Source organism: Rhodococcus jostii RHA1 (assembly GCF_000014565.1).
GTDB lineage: Bacteria > Actinomycetota > Actinomycetes > Mycobacteriales > Mycobacteriaceae > Rhodococcus_F > Rhodococcus_F jostii_A.
Genome location: NC_008268.1, coordinates 2,669,351 through 2,689,178 on the forward strand (window position 1 = coordinate 2,669,351; position 19,828 = coordinate 2,689,178).

Annotated in this window: 23 protein-coding genes; 15 read left to right on the forward strand and 8 right to left on the reverse strand. The window is 66.7% G+C overall.

Features of this window, described 5'->3' with window-relative positions; all coding sequences use genetic code 11:
- The first annotated feature begins 51 nt into the window (after positions 1-51).
- Entirely contained in the window at positions 52-846 is a 795-nt protein-coding gene (locus RHA1_RS12305) for an alpha/beta fold hydrolase (RefSeq protein ID WP_011595240.1), read from the forward strand.
- A gap of 4 nt (positions 847-850) precedes the next feature.
- Here the strand turns inward: RHA1_RS12305 and RHA1_RS12310 are convergent, their stop codons facing one another.
- From RHA1_RS12310 to RHA1_RS12335, 6 genes are all read right to left on the reverse strand, one after another.
- Complete coding sequence (locus RHA1_RS12310; RefSeq protein ID WP_011595241.1) at positions 851-2,086, reverse strand: acetyl-CoA C-acetyltransferase; 1,236 nt, start codon at positions 2,084-2,086, stop codon at positions 851-853.
- A complete protein-coding gene (locus RHA1_RS12315; RefSeq protein ID WP_011595242.1) occupies positions 2,079-3,785 on the reverse strand; it encodes an AMP-binding protein in 1,707 nt (568 codons plus the stop codon). Before RHA1_RS12315 ends, RHA1_RS12310 begins: the two co-directional genes overlap by 8 nt.
- Positions 3,782-4,630 (reverse strand): alpha/beta fold hydrolase, encoded by an 849-nt coding sequence (locus RHA1_RS12320; RefSeq protein WP_011595243.1) that lies wholly within the window; start codon positions 4,628-4,630, stop codon positions 3,782-3,784. Before RHA1_RS12320 ends, RHA1_RS12315 begins: the two co-directional genes overlap by 4 nt.
- Positions 4,627-5,376: a hypothetical protein gene (locus RHA1_RS12325; protein ID WP_011595244.1), complete on the reverse strand. Its 750-nt coding sequence runs from the start codon at positions 5,374-5,376 to the stop codon at positions 4,627-4,629. The genes RHA1_RS12320 and RHA1_RS12325 overlap by 4 nt, the downstream gene beginning before the upstream one ends.
- Positions 5,373-6,566 carry an acyl-CoA dehydrogenase family protein gene (locus RHA1_RS12330; protein WP_009475209.1) on the reverse strand — a complete coding sequence of 398 codons (1,194 nt, stop codon included), beginning with the start codon at positions 6,564-6,566 and terminating at the stop codon, positions 5,373-5,375. Before RHA1_RS12330 ends, RHA1_RS12325 begins: the two co-directional genes overlap by 4 nt.
- A 137-nt stretch (positions 6,567-6,703) precedes the next feature.
- Positions 6,704-7,309, reverse strand: coding sequence for a TetR/AcrR family transcriptional regulator (locus RHA1_RS12335; RefSeq protein WP_011595245.1), 606 nt, complete (start codon positions 7,307-7,309; stop codon positions 6,704-6,706).
- A gap of 203 nt (positions 7,310-7,512) precedes the next feature.
- On the opposite strand from RHA1_RS12335, the gene RHA1_RS12340 reads away from it, so the two are divergent.
- From RHA1_RS12340 to RHA1_RS12370, 7 genes are all read left to right on the forward strand, one after another.
- Positions 7,513-7,992: a nuclear transport factor 2 family protein gene (locus tag RHA1_RS12340; protein ID WP_009475212.1), complete on the forward strand. Its 480-nt coding sequence runs from the start codon at positions 7,513-7,515 to the stop codon at positions 7,990-7,992.
- Positions 7,989-8,342: a DUF485 domain-containing protein gene (locus RHA1_RS12345; protein WP_009475213.1), complete on the forward strand. Its 354-nt coding sequence runs from the start codon at positions 7,989-7,991 to the stop codon at positions 8,340-8,342. The genes RHA1_RS12340 and RHA1_RS12345 overlap by 4 nt, the downstream gene beginning before the upstream one ends.
- Positions 8,339-9,943 (forward strand): solute symporter family protein, encoded by a 1,605-nt coding sequence (locus RHA1_RS12350; RefSeq protein ID WP_011595246.1) that lies wholly within the window; start codon positions 8,339-8,341, stop codon positions 9,941-9,943. The genes RHA1_RS12345 and RHA1_RS12350 overlap by 4 nt, the downstream gene beginning before the upstream one ends.
- 141 nt (positions 9,944-10,084) lie before the next feature.
- The gene (locus RHA1_RS12355; protein ID WP_009475215.1) at positions 10,085-10,555 is read left to right on the forward strand and encodes a nuclear transport factor 2 family protein; all 471 of its coding nucleotides are present in this window, start codon (positions 10,085-10,087) and stop codon (positions 10,553-10,555) included.
- Between the two features lie 20 nt (positions 10,556-10,575).
- A complete protein-coding gene (locus tag RHA1_RS12360) occupies positions 10,576-11,148 on the forward strand; it encodes an LmrA/YxaF family transcription factor (protein ID WP_009475216.1) in 573 nt (190 codons plus the stop codon).
- A 35-nt stretch (positions 11,149-11,183) separates the two neighbouring features.
- Entirely contained in the window at positions 11,184-11,507 is a 324-nt protein-coding gene (locus RHA1_RS12365) for a putative quinol monooxygenase (protein ID WP_011595247.1), read from the forward strand.
- Between the two features lie 52 nt (positions 11,508-11,559).
- The gene (locus RHA1_RS12370; protein ID WP_011595248.1) at positions 11,560-12,258 is read left to right on the forward strand and encodes an HAD family hydrolase; all 699 of its coding nucleotides are present in this window, start codon (positions 11,560-11,562) and stop codon (positions 12,256-12,258) included.
- A gap of 32 nt (positions 12,259-12,290) precedes the next feature.
- On the opposite strand, the gene RHA1_RS12375 is transcribed toward RHA1_RS12370, so the two are convergent.
- Complete coding sequence (locus tag RHA1_RS12375; RefSeq protein ID WP_011595249.1) at positions 12,291-13,364, reverse strand: NAD(P)H-dependent amine dehydrogenase family protein; 1,074 nt, start codon at positions 13,362-13,364, stop codon at positions 12,291-12,293.
- Between the two features lie 121 nt (positions 13,365-13,485).
- Between RHA1_RS12375 and RHA1_RS12380 the strand changes: the two genes are divergently transcribed.
- From RHA1_RS12380 to RHA1_RS12410, 7 genes are all read left to right on the forward strand, one after another.
- The gene (locus RHA1_RS12380; protein WP_011595250.1) at positions 13,486-13,974 is read left to right on the forward strand and encodes a hypothetical protein; all 489 of its coding nucleotides are present in this window, start codon (positions 13,486-13,488) and stop codon (positions 13,972-13,974) included.
- Positions 13,975-14,374: 400 nt separating this feature from the next.
- Positions 14,375-14,788, forward strand: coding sequence for an aminoglycoside phosphotransferase family protein (locus RHA1_RS51705; protein WP_081437424.1), 414 nt, complete (start codon positions 14,375-14,377; stop codon positions 14,786-14,788).
- A 308-nt stretch (positions 14,789-15,096) separates the two neighbouring features.
- Positions 15,097-16,329: an alkane 1-monooxygenase gene (locus tag RHA1_RS12390; protein WP_011595253.1), complete on the forward strand. Its 1,233-nt coding sequence runs from the start codon at positions 15,097-15,099 to the stop codon at positions 16,327-16,329.
- Positions 16,329-16,496: a rubredoxin gene (locus RHA1_RS12395; protein WP_005251085.1), complete on the forward strand. Its 168-nt coding sequence runs from the start codon at positions 16,329-16,331 to the stop codon at positions 16,494-16,496. The genes RHA1_RS12390 and RHA1_RS12395 overlap by 1 nt, the downstream gene beginning before the upstream one ends.
- Before the next feature lies 1 nt (position 16,497).
- Positions 16,498-16,683 carry a rubredoxin gene (locus RHA1_RS12400; protein ID WP_009475223.1) on the forward strand — a complete coding sequence of 62 codons (186 nt, stop codon included), beginning with the start codon at positions 16,498-16,500 and terminating at the stop codon, positions 16,681-16,683.
- A complete protein-coding gene (locus tag RHA1_RS12405) occupies positions 16,680-17,954 on the forward strand; it encodes an NAD(P)/FAD-dependent oxidoreductase (RefSeq protein WP_011595254.1) in 1,275 nt (424 codons plus the stop codon). Before RHA1_RS12400 ends, RHA1_RS12405 begins: the two co-directional genes overlap by 4 nt.
- A gap of 10 nt (positions 17,955-17,964) precedes the next feature.
- Positions 17,965-18,591 (forward strand): TetR/AcrR family transcriptional regulator, encoded by a 627-nt coding sequence (locus tag RHA1_RS12410; protein ID WP_009475225.1) that lies wholly within the window; start codon positions 17,965-17,967, stop codon positions 18,589-18,591.
- A 32-nt stretch (positions 18,592-18,623) separates the two neighbouring features.
- On the opposite strand, the gene RHA1_RS12415 is transcribed toward RHA1_RS12410, so the two are convergent.
- On the reverse strand, positions 18,624-19,802 hold the full coding sequence (locus tag RHA1_RS12415) for a 4-hydroxybenzoate 3-monooxygenase (protein WP_011595255.1): 1,179 nt from the start codon (positions 19,800-19,802) through the stop codon (positions 18,624-18,626).
- Positions 19,803-19,828 lie beyond the last annotated feature (26 nt).

Consider the following 19,828-nt stretch of genomic DNA (forward strand, 5'->3'; position numbering starts at 1 on the left):
ACGCGAAAGTTCGTGTCGCCCGGGGGATCGACGGTTTGTGGAGGAAACATCATGCCGAGCACATCACCGGCGCGGACGACGGAGTTCGTGCACACCGCGACGGCCGTGATCGAGGTGGTCGTCGAGGGCAGCGGTCCGTCGGTGATCCTGCTGCCTTCTCTCGGCCGCGAGTCGTACGACTACGACGACGTCGCGACGGGACTCGCGCAGAACGGTTTCCGGGTGTCCCGCCCCCAGCCGCGTGGCATCGGCCGGAGCACGGGACCGCTGGAGGACATCACGTTGCACGACCTGGCCGCCGACGTCGGAGCGGTGATCGAGGAACAGGACAACGGTGCGGCCGTCGTTCTCGGTCATGCCTTCGGGCACTACGTCGCACGGATGCTCGCCGCCGACCGGCCCGACTTGGTGCGCGGCGTCGTCGTGGCTGCGGCGGGTGCCCGCAACTACCCGGCCGCGCTGACGGCGCTGGCGGTGAAATGCTCCGATTCCTCACTGCCCGAGGTGGAGCGGATCGGCTACCTGCAGACCGGATTCTTCGCCCCCGGCAACGATCCAGCCGAGTGGCTGACCGGCTGGTATCCGGAGGTGTCGAAGCGGCAGCTCGCCGCCTCGGCCGCCACACCCAAGGACGAGTGGTGGGAGGTCGCGCACCAGCCGATCCTGGACCTGCAGTCCGCTCTCGATCCGTTCCGTCCGCGTGAGACGGCGAACGAGTTGCGGGATCGGTTCGGCGAGTTGGTCACCGTGACCGTCATCCCGAACGCGAGCCATGCGCTCATGCCGGAAGCGCCCGCACAGGTTGTGCGGGCGCTCACCGACTGGATTCAGGCTCTCGACAGCTGAGTGGTCAGACCCTTTCGAAGATCGCGGTCAGTCCCTGGCCACCGCCGATGCACATCGTCTCGAGGCCGTAACGGGCTCCGCGACGGTCCATCTCGCGCAGCAGTGTGGTGAGGATCCGCACTCCCGTCGCGCCGACGGGGTGCCCGAGCGAGATTCCCGAGCCGTTGACATTGGTGCGGTCGAAATCCTGTGCACCGAAATTCCATTCGCGCGTGACTGCCAGCGCCTGCGCCGCAAAGGCCTCGTTCAGTTCGATGAGGTCGATGTCGGCGAGGGTCAGCCCGGCGCGTTTCAGGGCCCGTTCGGTGGACGGCACCGGTCCGATACCCATCTCGGACGGCTCCACCCCCGCGACCGCCCAGGTGACCAGGCGCGCGAGAGGCCGGAGCCCCAGACGCTCAGCCTGCGCCCGGGTGGTGACGAGGCATGCTGCCGCACCGTCGTTCTGTCCGCTGGCGTTGCCGGCGGTGACGGTCGCGTCGGGGTCGGTGCCGCCCATGATGGGTCGCAACCGAGCGAGCGACTCGATTGTCGTGCCGGCTCGGGGGTGCTCGTCCCGGTCGACGACCTGCGGATCGCCCTTGCGGACGGGAACTTCCACCGGAACTATCTCCTCGGCGAACTTTCCCGAGTCGATCGCGGCAACCGCCCGCTGGTGGGAACTCACCGCGAGCTCGTCCTGTTCCAGGCGGCTGATGTCGTACTTGCGGCGCAGGTTCTCCGCCGTCTCGAGCATGCCGCCCGGCACCGGATAATTGCGTCCGCCTGCGGTGACGCGGCCGCGGGCGAGCCGGTCGTGGAGCACTGCCGGCGCACCTTTGGCTCCCCAGCGCATCGACTCGGTGTAGTACTCGGCGCGGCTCATCGATTCCACGCCGCCGGCGATCACCAGTTCGGCGATCCCCGTCTGCACCCGCATCGCCGCGTCGAGCACCGCCTGCAGACCGGATCCGCAACGACGGTCGAGTTGCTGACCGGGAACCGTCACCGGCATTCCCGCGTCCAGGGCCACGACGCGGCCGATGGCAGGCGCCTCACCGTTCGGGTAGCACTGACCGAAGATCACGTCGTCGACGCGGCCCGGATCGACCTTCGTCCGTGCGAGCAGTTCGGACACCACCCGAGCGCCGAGGTCGGCGGCGGGCACGTCCTTGAACTGTCCGCCGTATCGGCCGACGGGGGTGCGCAGGGGCTCGCAGACGACGACATCGTCCGCCTGGGCATTCGTATTTTCAGGCACTGCGGAAATCCCTTTCGTGATCGGTCCAGCGCTGCGCCCATTCACGCAGTTCGACCGCTCGGATCTTGGCTCCGTTGCCGCCCACGGTGGTCGGCATTTCCTCGATCACGTGCACCGCTGCGGGAACCTTGAACGCCGCCAGCGACTCTGCGCACCAGGCCTTGAGCTCGGCTGCGTCTGCCGACGCACCGTCGGTGGGGACGACGAACGCCACCGCCTCGGTGTATCCGCCGGAGCCGGTGATGCCCACGACCTTCGTCAGGTGGACGGCATCGTGTTCGGCCAGCCGGTGCTCGATCTCGGCGGGGTCCACCAGGAATCCGCGTAACCGGAGCACGTCCCCCATCCGGCACACGTACGTATAGCCGCCGTCGCCGGTCGCGACGGCCAGGTCGCCGCTGCGGAACCACCCGTCCCTCGTGAACGCCCGACCCGCCGCATCCGGATTGCCGAGGTAGGCGTCGACGACGTTCGGTCCCCGCACCTGGAGCTCACCCTGCTCACCGTCCGAAAGGAGGGAGTCGTCGAGCGGGTCGACGATGCGAACCTCGATACCGGCTTCGACCGGACGCCCACCGCCGTTCCAGCGCAGGGATTCCGGGTCCGCGGCATCCCACAGCAGCATCAGGGCGAACACCTCGGACGACCCGAAGACGCCCGTGGTGACGGCGTCGAATTCGTCGCGCACCCACGCGGCCACCTCGTGTGACCGGCCGAGGAAGTCGGCGATCCCGAGGCGCTTCAACGACGACAGGTCGGCGCGGTTACCCGCGTGCCACGTGTCGTGGAGCCGGGTGAAGAGATCGTCACCGCCGACGACGTGGGTCACCTTCGCCGATTCCATGCGGGCCAGCGTGGCCGCGGCGTCGAAGACGGGTTCCATCAGCAACGTTCCGCCGCCCGCGAGAGTGGCCAGAGCAGTGGAGTATCCGAATACCCCGGACACCGGCAGGACGCACAGGGTGACGTCGCCCGGTTCGACGGCGAGAACGACGGCGTCGGCGCGCGCGTGCCGGACCACCGCCGATTCGCGGTGGGCCGCGAGTTTGGGAACACCGGTGGATCCGGACGTCGTGAACGCGACTGCGAGCACGTCGTCCGGGTCGGCCCGCTCGCCGGCAGCCGTGACGGTTGCCATGTCGGGTGTCCCCGGCACCTGGACGGTTCCGGTGTCCGCGCTGCCCGCTGCCCAGGCACCGCCGCCGAGGTCGAATCGCGCCGGGTCGGGAGCGGCGCTCGCCGTTCGAGGTCCGCACACGACGGCGACTGCCGGTGCCGGGAGGTCGAGGGAGTGCTGTGCCTCTTCGAGTCGGCCGAACAGGTCGAGACCGTGGAAGTGGCCGGCCACGGCCACCACCGCCGGACGCGCCGAGGTGAGGATGTGTGCGATCTCGTGCGTGTTGTAGCGGGTGTTGACGCCGATGACGTGTGCACCCACAGCGGACGCGGCAAGTTGCCAGACGATCGCGTCCGACCAGTTCGGCAGCAGGACGGCCACACACTGCCCGCGCCGGACGCCTACCCGCAGAAGTTCCGACTTCAGCGCGTCGACGCGGGCACGAAGTTCGGCGCGGCTGGTGACGACCGGCTCGCCCTCGACGACGTCGAGGGTGGCGGCGGCACCCGGGTCGGCGGTCACGAGTTCGTCGAGCAGCGAGGCGAGTGTGTCACGACGCGTCGCCGTATCGTGCGCCGTCACGAGAGCACCACCGCCGCACGCAGTTCGGTCAACCACTCGTCCGCCACCGAGGCGAAGTCGTCGATCTCCTCCATGGGGTAGTGGCCGATGCCCTCGAGCAGGGTGAACGACGCAAGTCCGGGACGGGCGGCGTCGAGCGCCGACACGGACTGCTCGACGCGTCCGGCGTCGATCCACGGGTCCTGCGCTCCGGCGACGAGCCTGAGAGGACAGGTGATCTCGGCGATCCGGTCGCGCACGTCGTGCGTGCCCCAGCCGATCAGGTCGGACGACGAGATCTCCGGGTCCTCACGCTTGTGCATCGTGGCGATCAGGTGCGCTTTCGCCTCGGGCACGGCATGTCCGACGGAGGCGAGCGTGCCCAGGTAGGTGCGGTCGGCACGGCTCGGCCCGGCGACATCCTCGAGTTCGCGGCGCAACCCTCCTACGTTGACGCGACCGGGACCGGCCTCCGCTGCCATCGCAATCGCTCCGGCCAGCGGCCTCGACGACCGCGTGGCGAGCTCGAGTGTCAGTTTGCCACCGATGGAACACCCGACGACGAAGGGTCTTTCGACGGCGAGCGCATCGAGGACCTTCCCGAGCCAGTCTCCGAAGGCGACAATGCTGGTGACGGGACCGTCGACCGCGGGCTCGGAGCGTCCGTGCCCCGGAAGGTCGGGGACGATCACCCGGTAGCCCCGGTCTGCCAGTTCGGACGCGACGTGCCGCCACTGGACTCCGCTCTGGCCTGCGGTGTGCAGGCACAGAACGGTGGGCGCCTCGGTGGCCGGCTGATTGTCGGGGGTGATGATCTCGACGAAGCCGAGCGCTCCGTCGATCTCCAGGTATCGGGCCTCGATCATGGCCGGGCCTCCCTTCCGCGGGCATGGGCGATGATGATGTCGAGTGGTTTGGTGAGGCGCAGGTACTCGTACCCGTCACCGCTGGAGGAGAATTCACCACTGATGGCGCGGCGCATGAATTCGTTCCGTTCGGCGAACACGAGGTCGACCCAGGTGACGGCCGGGGCGATGAGCGTGAACGTTGCCCCACCCGGGACGCGGCGGGCGACGTCGATGATGCGTCCGCGGTAGATCCGCAGCTGCAGTTCGCGGGCCCGGCCCGAGGAGTCGGTGCAACGCAGCCCCACGGTGCCGTCCCAAGTCGACAACGAGGACGCGAAGGCCGTATCGGTGGAGAGTGAGTCGCGGAGACGCTCTCCCCAGGCGGGCGTGCAGAAATCGACAGCGGGATCGAATCGAACGGCGGACGGTTCGGGTGAACGCCACGTCTCGATTCCCTCCTCGCGAATCGACCCGGCCTCGTCGACGAGCCGCACGTGACGATCGAACACGGCTCCGGTCTCGGACTGTTCGACGCGCGTCACGACGGACTCGACGTGGACGACGTCGGCACCCGTCACCGCCAACTGCGAATTCCATTGCAGCCCGGTGCGTGTGGCACCGGACGTCGTCGCCGGAGCAAGTACTCCCGCTACGATGATTCCCGTCAGCGACGCCTCCGGCAGCGACAGTCCGAGTTCGGAGACGCGCCGGGCGTCGCTCACAGTGCGATCGCCGACGGCGATACTTGTGGTGAGTGTGCTCATTCGCCCGCCCTCCCCAGCAGTTCGTCGGAGATGATCCGCATCTGGATCTCGCTGGTGCCCTCGAAGATCTTCGTCAGCCGCGCATCGCGCCAGTGCCGCTCGACCTGGAAGTCGGTGGTGTACCCGGCGCCGCCGTGAATCTGCACCGCCTCACTGGTCACCCGTTCGGCCATCTCCGTCGCCACCAGCTTGCACATCGACGCCTCCAGCGAACAGCGCCGGCCGGTGTCGATATCGGTGGCCACCGAATACATCAATTGCCGGGCGGCCTCGATGTCGGCGGCCATCTTCGCGATCTTGAACCGCAGATGCTGGAAATCGGCCAACTCGTGGCCGAACTGCCGGCGGGTGTGCAGGTACGCGATCGAATCCTCCAAGGCGCCCCGCGCCAGACCGATCGCCCGGGCCGCGGTATGCGCCCGCCCCACCTCGAGACCGGACACCGCCAGGTAGAAGCCCTTGCCCTCCTCACCGAGCATGGCCGTCGCGGGCACCCGGAAATTGTCGAACGAGAGCTCCCACGTACTCCACCCGAAATACCCGATCTTGCGGATCTTCGTCCCACTGATCCCCACCGGGAACCCGCCGCGCTGCTTCTCGATCAGGAACGCGCTGATCCCCCGGTGCGGTTTCGCCGGATCCTTCTTCGGGTCGGTCCGCGCGAACAGCACCAGGTAGTCGGCCTCGTCGGCGTACGTGCACCACATCTTGGTGCCGCTGATCACCCAGTCGTCGCCGTCGCGGGTGGCGCGGCAGGAAATGTTCGCCACATCGGATCCGGCCTCGGCCTCCGACAGGGCGTACGCACCCAGGTACTCACCGCGGGCGACCTTCGGCAGCAACGCCGCCTCCTGCTCCGGGGTGAACCCGCCGCCCATCCCGTTGCCGCGGGCCAGCAGCCCCGATACGCTCATCCATGCCCGGGACAACTCCTCGGCGACCAGGCAGTACTCGAACACTCCGAGACCGAGACCGCCGTGCTCCTCGGGGATCATGATCCCGAAGAACCCGACCTCGGCCATCGCCTTCTTCAACGTGTCAGGGATGGTGCCCTGCACCGGGTCGAGTTCGTTTGCGATCGGGAGCACCTGCTTCATCGCGAAATCGCGTGCCAGGTCGCGGATCGCCACCCGGTCCTCGGTCAGATACCGCGGCGAGTCGGTACGCGGCTGTGACGGCCGGTGAGTCATGGACACTCCTCATCCACTCGAACTACGGGGCGCGTGACTCGGGGGAACTCGCGGTTCCACACCCGGGATCACATTAACGCTTGTTCACCCAGTAGAGCACGGACGGGAACGCACCGTCAATGCCGAATCTCCCTGAGTTAGGCGGGACGGTATCCGACCAGGTTGAGCGCATAAACGCCATATGAGTCCGCGACCGCCTGCGCGGACAACGGTCCGTCCGGGCGGTACCAGAGCGCGATTCCCGCGCACATGGTGAGCACCGCGGTCACCGCCTGGTGAACATGGGGGACGTAGAAGTCACCGCCGGCCACACCCGCCTCCGCGATGGTGACGAACAGGTGCTCCTGCGCGTCGCGCGAGCCCACGACCCGTTTACGGTCCACCTCGTCGAGGTACCGCAGCTCGGTATTCGCCACCAGGCAGGCTTGCTGGTTACGGGCGGTGTACAGCGAATGCGCGACCACCGCGGCCGTCCACTGCTCCGCCGGCGCGGACCCCGCCTTCCGCAGAGCGGTCCGGGTGGCGGTGAACTGCTCGTCACTGGCGGACCGCAGAATCTCGACCAGGAGCTCGTCCTTGTTCTCGAAGTGGTTGTACACGTTGGCGGCACTGCAGCCCGCGCGTTTGGCGATGGTGCGCATGGTCGCCGCATGAAAGCCGGCGGTATAGAACTCCTCCAGCGCCGCGTCCAGGATCCGCTGCCGGACGGAGGGAATCACCGCACCGCTTGACCGAGTGTTCATCCCTCGGAGGGTAGGGGCCGCGCACAGCGCGGGCAATACACCCGGCAGAAAATGCAGCTCACCATGCTTCACGCACGTCGAACGGGGCGAACGGCGCACGGTGTTGACCGACGGTAGCGCGTCGGTTATGGTCCAGATCACGTGAACGGTTGTTAATTGCCGGTTCGCGCATTCCGCTCCTCACACCGTGGAGGTATGCCACCTTGAGCACCCTCGAAGAACGAATCCGCCGCCTCGAAGACCTGGAGGCCATCCGGTACCTCGACGCGCAGTACTGCCGCCATCTCGACGACGGCAACTGGGACGCCCTGATGGATCTGTTCACCGACGACGGCGAATTCGACGGGCTGTCCAACCCGAAGGGCAAGAGCGAGATGCGGGCGTTCTTCGCCGGCCTCGCCCCCGGCGGGCTCACCGCGTTCTGGCACTTCATCACCAACCTGGAAATCGACCTCGACGGCGATCGCGCCACCGTCCGCTCGTTCCTGTGGCAGCCCTGCGTGTCCGACGGCAACGCCTCCATCGCCGCCGGCCGCTACACGGACGAGGCCGTCAAAGTCGACGGCCGCTGGTTGTACCGCGTCAAGCAGGTGCGCTTCCACTACTTCGGTCCGCTCGCGGAGGGCTGGGACGAGAACCAGTTCGCGCTCGACTCGGCGCGACGTGCGGCGGTGAACGCGTGACCACCGAGTCCCCCGCCACCGCGGCGAGCGCAGCAGTCTGGTCACCGATTCTCGTGTTGCCGGAGTTCGTCGAACTGCGGCGTCGACGCCGGGCGGTCACTGCCGGACTCGGCCTGATCGCGATCGCACTGTTCTCAGGCTTTCTCGTCGGATTCGCGTTCTTCCCCGAATTCCTCGGCGACAACTCGGCGTTCGGCATTCCGCTGTCGCTGTGGGTGGTCTTCTCCCAGTTCGCCGGCACCTGGGTGCTCGTGTACGCGTACTTCCGGCTTTCCCGAACCTATATCCAACCCGCAGCCGATGCCGCAGTCCGGGCCATCGCGCAACGTGATCAGGAGGTTGCCTCATGACCGGCGACGCCGATTTCCTCGCCATCGGCATCTGCGCTGCCGTTATCTCACTCACGCTGTGGGTGACCTTCGCCGCATCGCGCCGAAGCCGGAGCGCCACCGGGTTCTTCGCTGCGGGACGCTCGATCACCGGCTGGCAGAACGGTTTCGCGATCGCCGGCGAATTCATTTCCGCCGGTAGCTTCCTGGGCACCACCGGCTTGATCTTCTACAAGGGCGTCGACGGCGCCGTCATTCTGTGCACGTCCGTGGTCTCCTTCCTCCCCGTCCTCTTCCTCCTCGCCGAGAAGATGCGGAACGTCGGAAAGTTCACGCTCGCGGATGTTCTGGTGTTCCGGACCGGCGCACGACGCGTCCGGGTGGTGGTTGCGCTCAGCACCATCGTCACCGGCACGTTCGTGCTGCTCGCCCAGCTCGTGGCGGCGGGTGTCCTGCTCGAGTCCGTCTCGGGGATCCCGTTCGGGCTCTCCGTCGTGGTGGCCGGATCACTCATGGGCATCTACGTCTTCGTCGGCGGAATGCTGGCGACCACGTGGGTTCAGGTGATCAAGTCGTCCATCCTGTCGATCCTGGCGATCGTGGTGTGCCTCGGGATCCTCGCGAAGTTTGGCTTCAGCGTGCCCGGCATGCTCGGGGCGGCAACCTCGAACGCGGCAGCCGGAGACGCGATCCTCTCGCCGGGTCTGATCTTCGGGCAGACCGGTGCGATCAACCTGATCTCGTACTCCCTGGCGTTCGCGCTCGGCACGGCCGGTATGGCACACATCCTGATTCGCTTCTTCACCGTCCCCGAGGCCGCGACGGCCCGGAAGTCACTGGGCTGGACCGTCGCACTGTGCAGCATCTTCTATCTGATCGTCATCGTCATGGGCTTCGGCACCGCCGCGCTTCTCGGTCCCGACGGGGCGGATCGTGTCGGCGCCGGCGGCAATCTCGCGGCACCCACGCTGGTCACGGAACTGGGCGGAGGCGTCGGCACCATCGGTGGTTCGATAGCGCTGGCCATGGTGGCTGCCGTCGCGTTCGCGAGCATCGTCGCCGTCGTCGCGGGCGTCGTGATCTCGGCTGCGGGAACGTTCGCCCACGACGTGTGGCCCACCCTCACCCGCCGGAAGTCGGCCGACGCCGGCACGGAGACTGCGGATGCCCGCGAGGCGAAGATCGCCCGGTATGCGGCGGTCGCGTTCAGCGTCGTCGCGATCGGACTGACGATGGCGATCGGCGACACTACAAATATCACCTACTTCATGGGTATGGCCTTCATGGTCGCCGGCAGTGCGCACCTGCCCAGCCTGCTGCTCAGCCTCAACTGGCGGCGGTTCAACAGCACAGGCGCCGTGTGGGGCATCTCGGTCGGATTGGCATCCACCGTGGTCAGCCTGATGTTCACGGAGGCGCTCTGGCTCGGTAGTGGTCCGGCGCCGCTGACCATTCAGTTGCCGGTGATCATCACGATGCCGCTCGGGTTGGCCGCCGCTGTGATCGGCTCACTCGCCGGCGAACGCTTTCACGGACGTTCGGTGGATCGAGACGAGAAGTTCGCCGAGATGCTGGTTCGAGCCGAGACCGGTATCGGCGCGGAACTCGCCGAGACGCACTAGGTTTCACGCTCGGCCGCTGCCGTCGCCATCGCGGCGGGGGCAGCGGCCGTGACGTGGTTCCGGCGCGACCCTGGACAGCTCCTGTACCTATCGGTACAGTCTGTACTGAAAGGTACAAGACCTACCGAAGGAGCGCTCACCATGTCCGTTCGACCACCCGTCCCACCGTTCACGCGCGACACCGCGATCGCGAAGGTTCGCGCCGCCGAGGACGGCTGGAATTCTCGTGATCCCGAGAAGGTCGCGCAGGCTTACACCGAGGACAGTTGGTGGCGCAATCGGTCCACCTTTCTGCAAGGGCGCCGCGAGATCGTAAACTTCCTCGCCGGGAAGTGGGACCGCGAACTGGAATACCGTCTGATCAAGGAACTGTGGGCGCACGACGGGAATCGGATCGCGGTCCGGTTCGCGTACGAGTTCCACAACACCGACGGGCAGTGGTTCCGCGCGTACGGCAACGAGAACTGGCAGTTCGACGACAACGGTCTGATGCGGTGGCGTCACGCCAGCATCAACGACGTGCCGATCGACGAATCCGACCGCAAGTTCTTCTGGGACATGTCCGGCGTGCGACCGTCGGATCATCCCGGGCTGAGCGATCTCGGCCTCTGACCGGCACACGAGGAGTAGTCATGCCCCGAGCAGTAGCCGAGCGCGGCGACGTCGTCCCCGTGCTGGCGGAGGTGTTCCGATCCCACGGGTTCGACGGCGCGAGCCTGGCCGTCATCACCGAGCACACCGGACTCGGCAAAGGCAGCCTGTACAACTTCTTCCCCCGCGGCAAGGACGAGATGGCCGAGGCCGTCCTCGACGAGGTCGACGCCTGGTTCCAGACCGCCGTATACCTGCCGCTGCGCGGGTCCGAGCCCGCCGCCGCCCGTCTGGAGCGGATGTTCGACGAGGTCGAGACGTACTTCCGGTCGGGTCGCCGAATCTGCCTGTTCGGCGCGTTCGCGCTCGGCCTCGAACGCGACCGCTTCGCCGACCGGGTCCGCGCCTACTTCACCGATTGGGTCGATTCGCTCGCCGGCGCCCTCGCCGACGCCGGCCACGGCAGGCCGTCGCGGCCGCTCGCCGAGGAGGTCGTCGCGGGAATCCAGGGCGCGCTCGTCCTGGCGCGTGCCCTGGACGACCCCGACAGCTTCACGCGCATCCTCACCCGGCTACGCCGCTCGGTCGGGGATCCGACGACATCGCGCGCGTAGGATTCGAATGCGTCAACTCGAGAAGTGAGGCAGCCGTGATCTTCATCGTCGTCAACTTCACCGTGAAACCGGACCACGCGGACGGCTGGCTCGACCTGGTGCAGCCGTTCACCGACGCGACCCGAAACGAACCGGGCAACCTGTGGTTCTACTGGTCGCGGGCGGTGGAGGATCCGGATCTGTACGTCCTCGTCGAAGCATTCCGTGACGACGACGCCGCCGTCGCCCACGTGCAGAGCGAGCATTTCCGGAACGCCATGCGCGAGTTGAAACCCGCCCTCGCGCAGACGCCGCGGATCATCAACACCACGATCGACGGCACCGAGTGGTCGCTGATGGGTGAACTCGAAGTCGACTGACCCCGCCCGGCTTCACCCTGAAGTCGCGTGCACAGCGCGTTAGCCTGGACACGTGGCTTCCGATCTCACCGAATTCGACGCAGTGATTTTCGACTTCTCCGGCACACTGTTCCGGCTGGAGGAGGACGACAGTTGGATGGCCGATCTCACCGACCACGACGGTGAACCGTTCGACCTCCACCAGCAGGCCGAGTTGATGCGGCGCATGACGGCGCCCGTCGGTCAGACCGTCGAGATGGATGCCGCCGAGCACCACGCGTGGACGAACCGCGACCTCGACCCTCGGTTCCACCGGCAGGCGTACCTCGACGTCCTGCGCAAGTCCGGGGTCGCGCACGAGGACCAGGCGGTCGGGCTGTACGAGCGGGTCATCGACCCGGGATGCTGGAGCGCATACCCCGATACCGCAGAAGTGCTTGCGTCACTGAAGGACCGGGGAATCAAGGTCGCGGTGCTGAGCAACATCGCGTTCGACATCCGGCCCGCGTTCGCGGACCTGGGAGTCGAGCATCTCGTCGACGCGTTCGTGCTGTCGTTCGAGGTGGGCGCGATCAAACCGGACCCGAAGATCTTCGAGCACGCCCTCGCCGCACTCGGTTCCGAGCCCGAACGAACTCTCATGATCGGCGACAGCGAGGAAGCCGACGGCGCGGCCCGAAACGTGGGCTGCGCGTTCGCACTCGTCGAACCCCTTCCCCTCGCGGAGCGCCCGGACGGCCTCCGAACAGCCCTCGGTGCCTTCGGCCTGTGAGTACTTATTAACCACGGGCGGTTAATAAGTACTCACGGGCGCGAAGCGCGACCGGTGATGAGAGGAAGATCGAGTGCGGTCACCAGCCCGGGCTTCGCCTCGACCACGGCGTGCACCGAATTCACCAGCCGCATCGCGGTGACGATCATCCCTGACACGTTGTGGTCGCCGTGCTCGCCGTGGTGAGTGAACTCGACGGTCATCACGGGCTCGCCCGTGATGTCGATGCGGTAGCACCCGTCGCCGCGGGTGGGTTTCGGCCAGTCCGGTTTCTGTTCGGGGTGGGTGCGGGTGACGTGTTCGAGGACCACGCGGGGCACCCCGTCGACCGTGCCGACGACTTCGAACCGCACCGCCGCCGCCGTTCCCTTCGCGATGTGGCACGAGAGAATGTCCAGGTCCTGCTCGGCGGGGATGCGTTCGAACTTCTCCACCAGCGGTTCGTCGAGCGTGAGGTCCAGTCCCGCAGCGATCTGGCGGACGACGCTCCCCCACGCCAGCGACAGCACGCCCGGCTGGAACAGCATCGGCGTCTCCTCGACGGGTTTACCGAAACCGAAGATCTCGGTCATCACCACCGGCTGGTAGTAGGTGGAGTAGTCGGCGATCTCGGAGCATCGCACCTCGTCGATCCGCTGCGACAGGCTCGTCATGGCCAGCGGCAGAAAGTCGTTCGCGAATCCGGGGTCGATACCGTTCACGTGGAGGCTCGCGTCTCCCTGCTCGCCGGCGTCGTGGATGCGGTCGACGAGTTCGTCCGGGACCACACCGATCGGGTACTGCAACAGAACAGGTCCCGAGGACACGACGTTGATACCCGCCTCGAGGAAGGAGATCAGGTCCTCGATGGCGTCGAAGATGCGGTCGTCCGTCATCGCGGTGTGCACGATGCAGTCCGGCTTCAGGGCGAGAAGTGCCGCCTTGTCGCCGGTCGCCTTCACCCCGAGTTCTCTTCCGAGACCGGCCAGCTCCCCGGCGTCCTTCCCGACCTTCTCCGGATTGGACACCCACACGCCGACCAGTTCGAGGTCGTCGCGGGCGTCGATCCCTGCGATGGCGTGACGCCCGACCGTACCGGTGGACCATTCGACGACGCGGTATCTCATGAGTTCTCTCCGAGTTCCAGAAGTAGCACCCCTCCCGCGAATGTAACAGGTTCTAGTTTACCCGGGTGGACGATTGACGAAGAGCGCCGTCGCGGTTCGGCGTCAGGGAGAATCCATACGTATGACACCCACCGACGTCTACCGCGCACCGATGCGTTCCCGTCGCGACGACGTGGACCCAGAGCTCGCGGTGCAGCGCGCGCTCGCGATGGACGTGTGTGGAATCGGCGGGTTGCTGGCCCCACCTCCTGCCGATCTGAGCGAGGCGCTCGATGCGACCGAGCGCACCTACGGCGATCCGGCCGCACGCCGGCTCGAACGCTTCACGCAGGTGCTGGACGGATCGTTCGTCTGGTCGCGTGACGCCGACGGGCTCTACCTCCTCGGCCGGATCGACGGTCCGTGGCGCTACGACTCGAGTCCGGAGGCCGCGGCTGTGGATCTGGTGCACCTCCGAGACTGCGAGTGGCTCGACGCACCCGTCGCCGAGCTCGACGTACCGCCCGCGACCGTGCACACCTTCGCCCGCGGTGGACGCAACTTCCAGCAGACCCACCACCCTGACATCGCCGAGCAGACGCAGCGCGTGTGGGACCGCGGAAGGCGGTGACCCGACGATCCGCGAGGCACAGTGCGGGTGTGCCGGATCTTGAACTGCCGACGAACCTCGTGCGAGAGATGGCCGAGTACGACGCACCCGACGCGCCGTGCCGAACGTGGCTGGCCGACCTCCCCGCCGTCGTCGAAGCGGTGAGTCGGGAGTGGTCGCTGGACGTCGGTCGCCCGTTCCAACCCGGCGGCGTGACGTCCTGGACGGCGCCCGCACGCACCGCCACCGGCGAACGCGTGGTGCTGAAGATCGGCTGGCGACACGACGAGGCACTGCACGAGGCGGACGGACTCGCGGCCTGGAACGGTAAGGGCGCCCTCCGACTGCTCGACCACCGCGTGCTCGACCACACCACGGCGCTGCTCCTCGAAGCCTCCGAACCCGGCACCCGCTCACCAGCATGTGCGACGTGTGGGCCGACGAGTTCGAGGAGAAACTCGCCCGTGCACCGCACCTGGATCCGAGCCTGGCGCGAACCGGTATGGAGCTGTTCCGCGAACTACCCAGGACGGCAACACAGTCGCGGCTGCTGTGCACGGACCTTCACCCCGACAACGTGCTGTCTGCCGCGCGCGAGCCGTGGCTGGTGATCGATCCCAAACCGTATGTCGGCGATCCGACGTACGACGTGCTGCAGCACATGCTCGACCATGTCGACCGCCTCGCCGCCGACCCCGTCGGATTCGCGAGCCGGATAGCGGGCCTGCTCGGCCTCGACCGCGAGCGGTTGCGCCTGTGGCTGTTCGCGCGCTGCGTGGAGGGGTCGATCGACCAGCCCCGGCTCTGGCACATTGCCGCGATGCTTCACCTGTGAGTACTTATTAACCGCCCGTGGTTAATAAGTACTCACAGGTGAAGCTACCAGCGGTACCCGAGCAGGCCGAGGACGAATTCGAGCCAGTCGGGAAGTCCGGGGTCGCGGAACATCGAGGGCCTCCTCAGTACGGTGCAACGGTGTCGATCTCTCTATCGGCAGCGAAGACCCCGGCGTTAGAGCACTGCACCCCGCGGGATTTACAAATCTTCATATTTGTCTAGACCCTGGATCAAAGTCCGTGTACTGTCCAAATGAGAGTGAGCTGGTTCATACCGGTACGGCCACTGGACGAGGAGGTTCGGATCGTGACGACGTCGAATATCAGCAGGATGACAGGAGAGGCACCACCGGAAGCGTGGCGTGACCGCAAGCGCTACCTGTGGTTGATGGGATTGATTCCCCCGACCTCACTGTTCCTCGCTGCGGGGCTCGTGTGGGCTTTCAACCAATTGGGATGGTCGGCGGCGGCTCCGGTGTGGTGGTGGATCGGCGCCCTGCTGCTGTTCGGACTGCTTCCACTCCTCGACAGGTTCTTCGGGCCCGACGGCCAGAACCCTCCCGAGGAAGTGATGGAACAGCTCGAGAACGACAGGTACTACCGGTACTGCACCTACGTGTTCATCCCGTTCCAGATGGCGAGCCTGGTGTTCGCGTGCTACCTCTGGTCGGCGGACAACCTCTCCTGGCTCGGCATCGACGGCGGCCTCGGGCTGGTGTCGAAGGTCGGCGTCGCGTTCACCGTCGCCGTCATGGGCGGCATCGGCATCAACACCGCACACGAGATGGGCCACAAGAAGACCGAGCTCGAACGGTGGCTGGCCAAGATCACTCTCGCGCAGACCTTCTACGGTCACTTCTACATCGAGCACAACCGTGGCCACCACGTTCGGGTTGCCACGCCGGAGGATCCGGCGAGTTCACGCTTCGGTGAGAGCTTCTGGACTTTCCTGCCCCGCAGCGTCTGGGGAAGCCTGAAGTCGTCCTGGGAGCTCGAGAAGACGCGGATGCAGCGACTCGGCAAGAGCACGTGGAGCATTCACAACGATGTGCTCAATGCCTGGCTCATGTCGGTCGCGTTGTTCGGTGTGCTCATCGCCATCTTCGGTCCGGTCGTCATCCCGTTCCTGATCATTCAGGCGGTCTACGGTTTCTCTCTCCTCGAGACGGTCAACTACCTCGAGCACTACGGCTTGATGCGTCAGAAGACCGCCAGCGGCCGCTACGAGCGCTGCGCTCCCTCACACAGCTGGAACTCCGACCACATCGTGACCAATATCTTCCTGTACCACTTGCAGCGTCACAGCGACCATCACGCGAACCCGACCAGGCGGTACCAGACGCTCCGGAGCATGGACGGCGCCCCCAACCTGCCCAGCGGCTACGCCAGCATGATCACGCTCGCGTACTTCCCGCCGCTCTGGCGCAAGGTGATGGATCACCGCGTGCTCGACCACTACGACGGCGACATCACGCGCGTGAACATCCAACCCGGCAAGCGCGAGAAGGTGCTGGCCAAGTACAGCGGCGGAGTTCGGTGATGGCCGCCTACCAGTGCCCGGTCTGCGACTACGTCTACGACGAGGCGTCCGGCGCACCGCGTGAGGGATTCCCCGCCGGCACCGCGTGGGCCGATGTGCCCGACGACTGGTGCTGCCCCGACTGCGGGGTCCGCGAAAAGATCGATTTCGACCCGAAGGTGGCGTGACATGAGTACCGATTTCAAGCTCTACCGCTGCGCCCAATGCGGATTCGAATACGACGAGGCCGAGGGATGGCCGGAGGACGGCATCGAGCCCGGCACCAGGTGGGACGACATTCCCGAGGACTGGTCGTGCCCCGACTGCGGGGCCGCCAAGGCGGACTTCGACATGGTCGAGGTCAGCCGGGCGTGAGCGCACTGTCGAACCTTTCCACGGAACTGTCGACGGTGGTCATCGTCGGGTCCGGTATCGCAGGAGCGAGCGCCGCACAGACGCTCCGGTCGGAAGGCTTCAGCGGGCGCGTCGTCCTGATCGGAGACGAACCCGCACCGCCGTATCGGCGGCCGACGGTGTCGAAGGACTTCCTGTCGGGTGCCACGGCCGCGGAGAAGACCGCGCTGAAACCGGACTCTTTCTGGAAGGAAAGAGATATCGAATTGATCACCGGTGCAACGGCAGTCGAACTCGACACCCGGCGGAAGTTGCTGACGCTCTCGTCCGGAGTAACACTGTCGTACAGTGCCCTGCTGCTCGCGACCGGCGGCCGGGCCCGGAAACTCGAGGGTGTCTCCGGTGCGCACGTGTTCACTCTGCGGTCGATGGCCGATGCCGATTCCCTTCGCGAGTCGATTCGGCGCACCGGTTCCCTGCTCGTGATCGGCGGAGGTCTCATCGGATGTGAGGTCGCGGCCACGGCGCGGTCGCTCGGCGCGGAGGTCACCGTCCTCGAACGAGACCCGTCGCTCCTCAGTCGAATTGTGCCCCCGGAAATCTCGACGATGATCGCGTCGCTGCACTCCGAGAACGGCGTCGACGTCCGCACGGATGTCGCCCTGTCCTCGCTCGACGTGAGCGACGACGGCTCCGCCCGCGCCACCGCGGACGACGGTCGAAGTTGGAGTGCCGGCACCGTCCTCGTGTCGGTCGGAACGGTCCCCGAGGTCACGCTCGCGGTCGCGGCGGGACTGCGCGTGCACAACGGCATCACCGTCGACGGGCAGTTTCGCACCTCGGCCGACGGCGTCTACGCGGCCGGAGACGCGGCCAACATCCCCGGTGCGCGTGACTCCGAGCGATACCGTTCCGAACATTGGAACGGCGCTCAGGCGCAGGGGATTGCCGCCGCGCACTCCATCCTCGGAGAGCCCATGCCGTTCACCGACGTTCCGTGGGGGTGGTCCACGCAGTACGGCCACAACGTGCAGTTCGCCGGCGCGACCCGTTTCGACGACGACTACGTGATCCGCGGTTCGATCGACGATCGCGATTTCACAGCGGTCGCGGTCCGTGGGAGCACGCCGGTCGGGGTCATCGCCGTGGGCCGCCCGAAAGACCTCCGAACCGCGCGCACGATGATCGCCCGGGGCGGCACAGTCGACCGCGCCGCGCTGGCGGACGAGTCGGTTGCTCTGACCGACGTGCTCGCCGGCGAGCGGGAAGGTCGGGTCGCGGCCGCCCGCTAGCATCGAGGTCATGTCCGCAGACGACCGCACCGAGCGACAGAGTCGATACCGGCTGGCCGCGACGTCGCTGATGCGGGAGACAACCCTCGATGCGCTTCGGGAACTGCTGCTCGAACGTCCCTGGCCGACAATCACCATGACCGACGTCGCGGTCGCCGCGGGGCTGAGCAGGCAGACGATCTACAAAGAGTTCCGATCGCGGCGCGGGTTGGCGGAGGGGTACGCACTTCGGCTGACCGACAGCCTCGTCACCGTCATCGAATCCGCTCTGTACGAGAACCCCGGCGACGCGACAACTGCTCTGCGGGAAGGTTATGCGACGTTCTTCGAACTCAGCGGAGCCGATCCCCTGGTGATGTCGCTGCACCAGGGGAAGGCACCCGAGGATCTGCTGCGCCTGATCACGACGGACAGCAACATCATCATCCGCCCCGCGGCCGAACGGCTGGCACAGACGTTGCAACGGTCGTGGGTGAACTCGTCCCCGGACGACGCGGACATCATCGCGCACGCCATCGTCCGGCTCGCCTTGAGTTTCATCGCCAACCCACCCGAGGACACCGCGGCGGCGTCGGCGAACACCGCCCGGCTGTTCGCCCCGTTCGTTGCGGCTCCGCCACCCGTGAGTACTTATTAACCGCCCGACGTTAATAAGTACTCACGGGGGCGTCAGCCCAAAGGCGTGCCGACGTAGTTCTCGGCGATGAGGGTGCGGCCGGCCACGGAGCGGGTGACCATGTCGAGTTCGGCGACCTGCCGCTTGTGGCCGAATCCGGTGTCGTCGGGGAGTCGGTGCAGCATCGAGGACATCCACCAGGAGAAGTGTTGGGTCCGCCACACGCGTGGGAGGACGCTGTCGGTGTAACCCTCGAGCCCAGCCCGACTGCGGGTGGCGAAGTATTCGGCCATCGCCTTGGACAGGAAGTACACGTCGGCGATCGCCAGGTTCATGCCCTTGGCGCCGGTGGGGGGCACGGTGTGGGCGGCGTCGCCGGCGAGGAAGAGGTTGCCGTGCTGCATGGGTTCGCACACGAAGCTGCGGAACTGCAGGATCGACTTCTGGAAGATCTTGCCGTCCTTGATCTCCGCGCCTTCGCCGTCGACGCGGGCGTGCAGTTCCGACCAGATGCGGTCGTCGGACCAATTGTCGACGGAGTCGTCCGGGTCGACCTGCAGGTAGTGCCGCTGGACCTCCGGGGTGCGGGTGCTGATGAGCGCGAAGCCGCGGGGGTGGTTGGCGTAGATCAGTTCCTCGGACGACGGCGGGGCCTCGGCGAGGATGCCGAACCAGGCGAACGGGTACTGGCGGAAGTGGTCGGTGCGCACGGTGGTCTCGGGGATGAGACCGCGGGTGGTGGTCCGCGAGCCGTCGCAGCCGGCGACGAGTGCGCAGGTGAGTGTCTGCTCGTTGCCGTCGGCGTCGAGGTAGGTGATCTTCGGGTTGTCGGACGTGTGGTCCAGAACCTGCACGTCGGAGACGCCGAAGCGGATGTCGCCGTCGTCGTCGAGACGCCGGGCGATGAGATCCTTGAGGACCTCGTGCTGCGGGTAGACGGTGACGGCGCGGCCACCGGTCAGTTCGTCGAAGTCGATGCGATGGCCGCGACCGCCGAACCGCAGTTCGATGCCGTGGTGGGTAAGTCCTTCACGCTTGACGCGGTCGCCGAGCCCGGTGTCGACCATCAGGTCGACGGTGTTCTGTTCGAGCACACCGGCCCGGATCGTGCCCTCCACCTCCTCGCGGGTGCGGCTTTCGAGCACGACGGAATCGATGCCCTTCAGGTGCAGGAGATGGGACAGCATCAGTCCTGCGGGACCCCCGCCGACGATCCCGACCTGTGTGTTCATGAGCAGACTCCTCGCGTAGTTCGTGA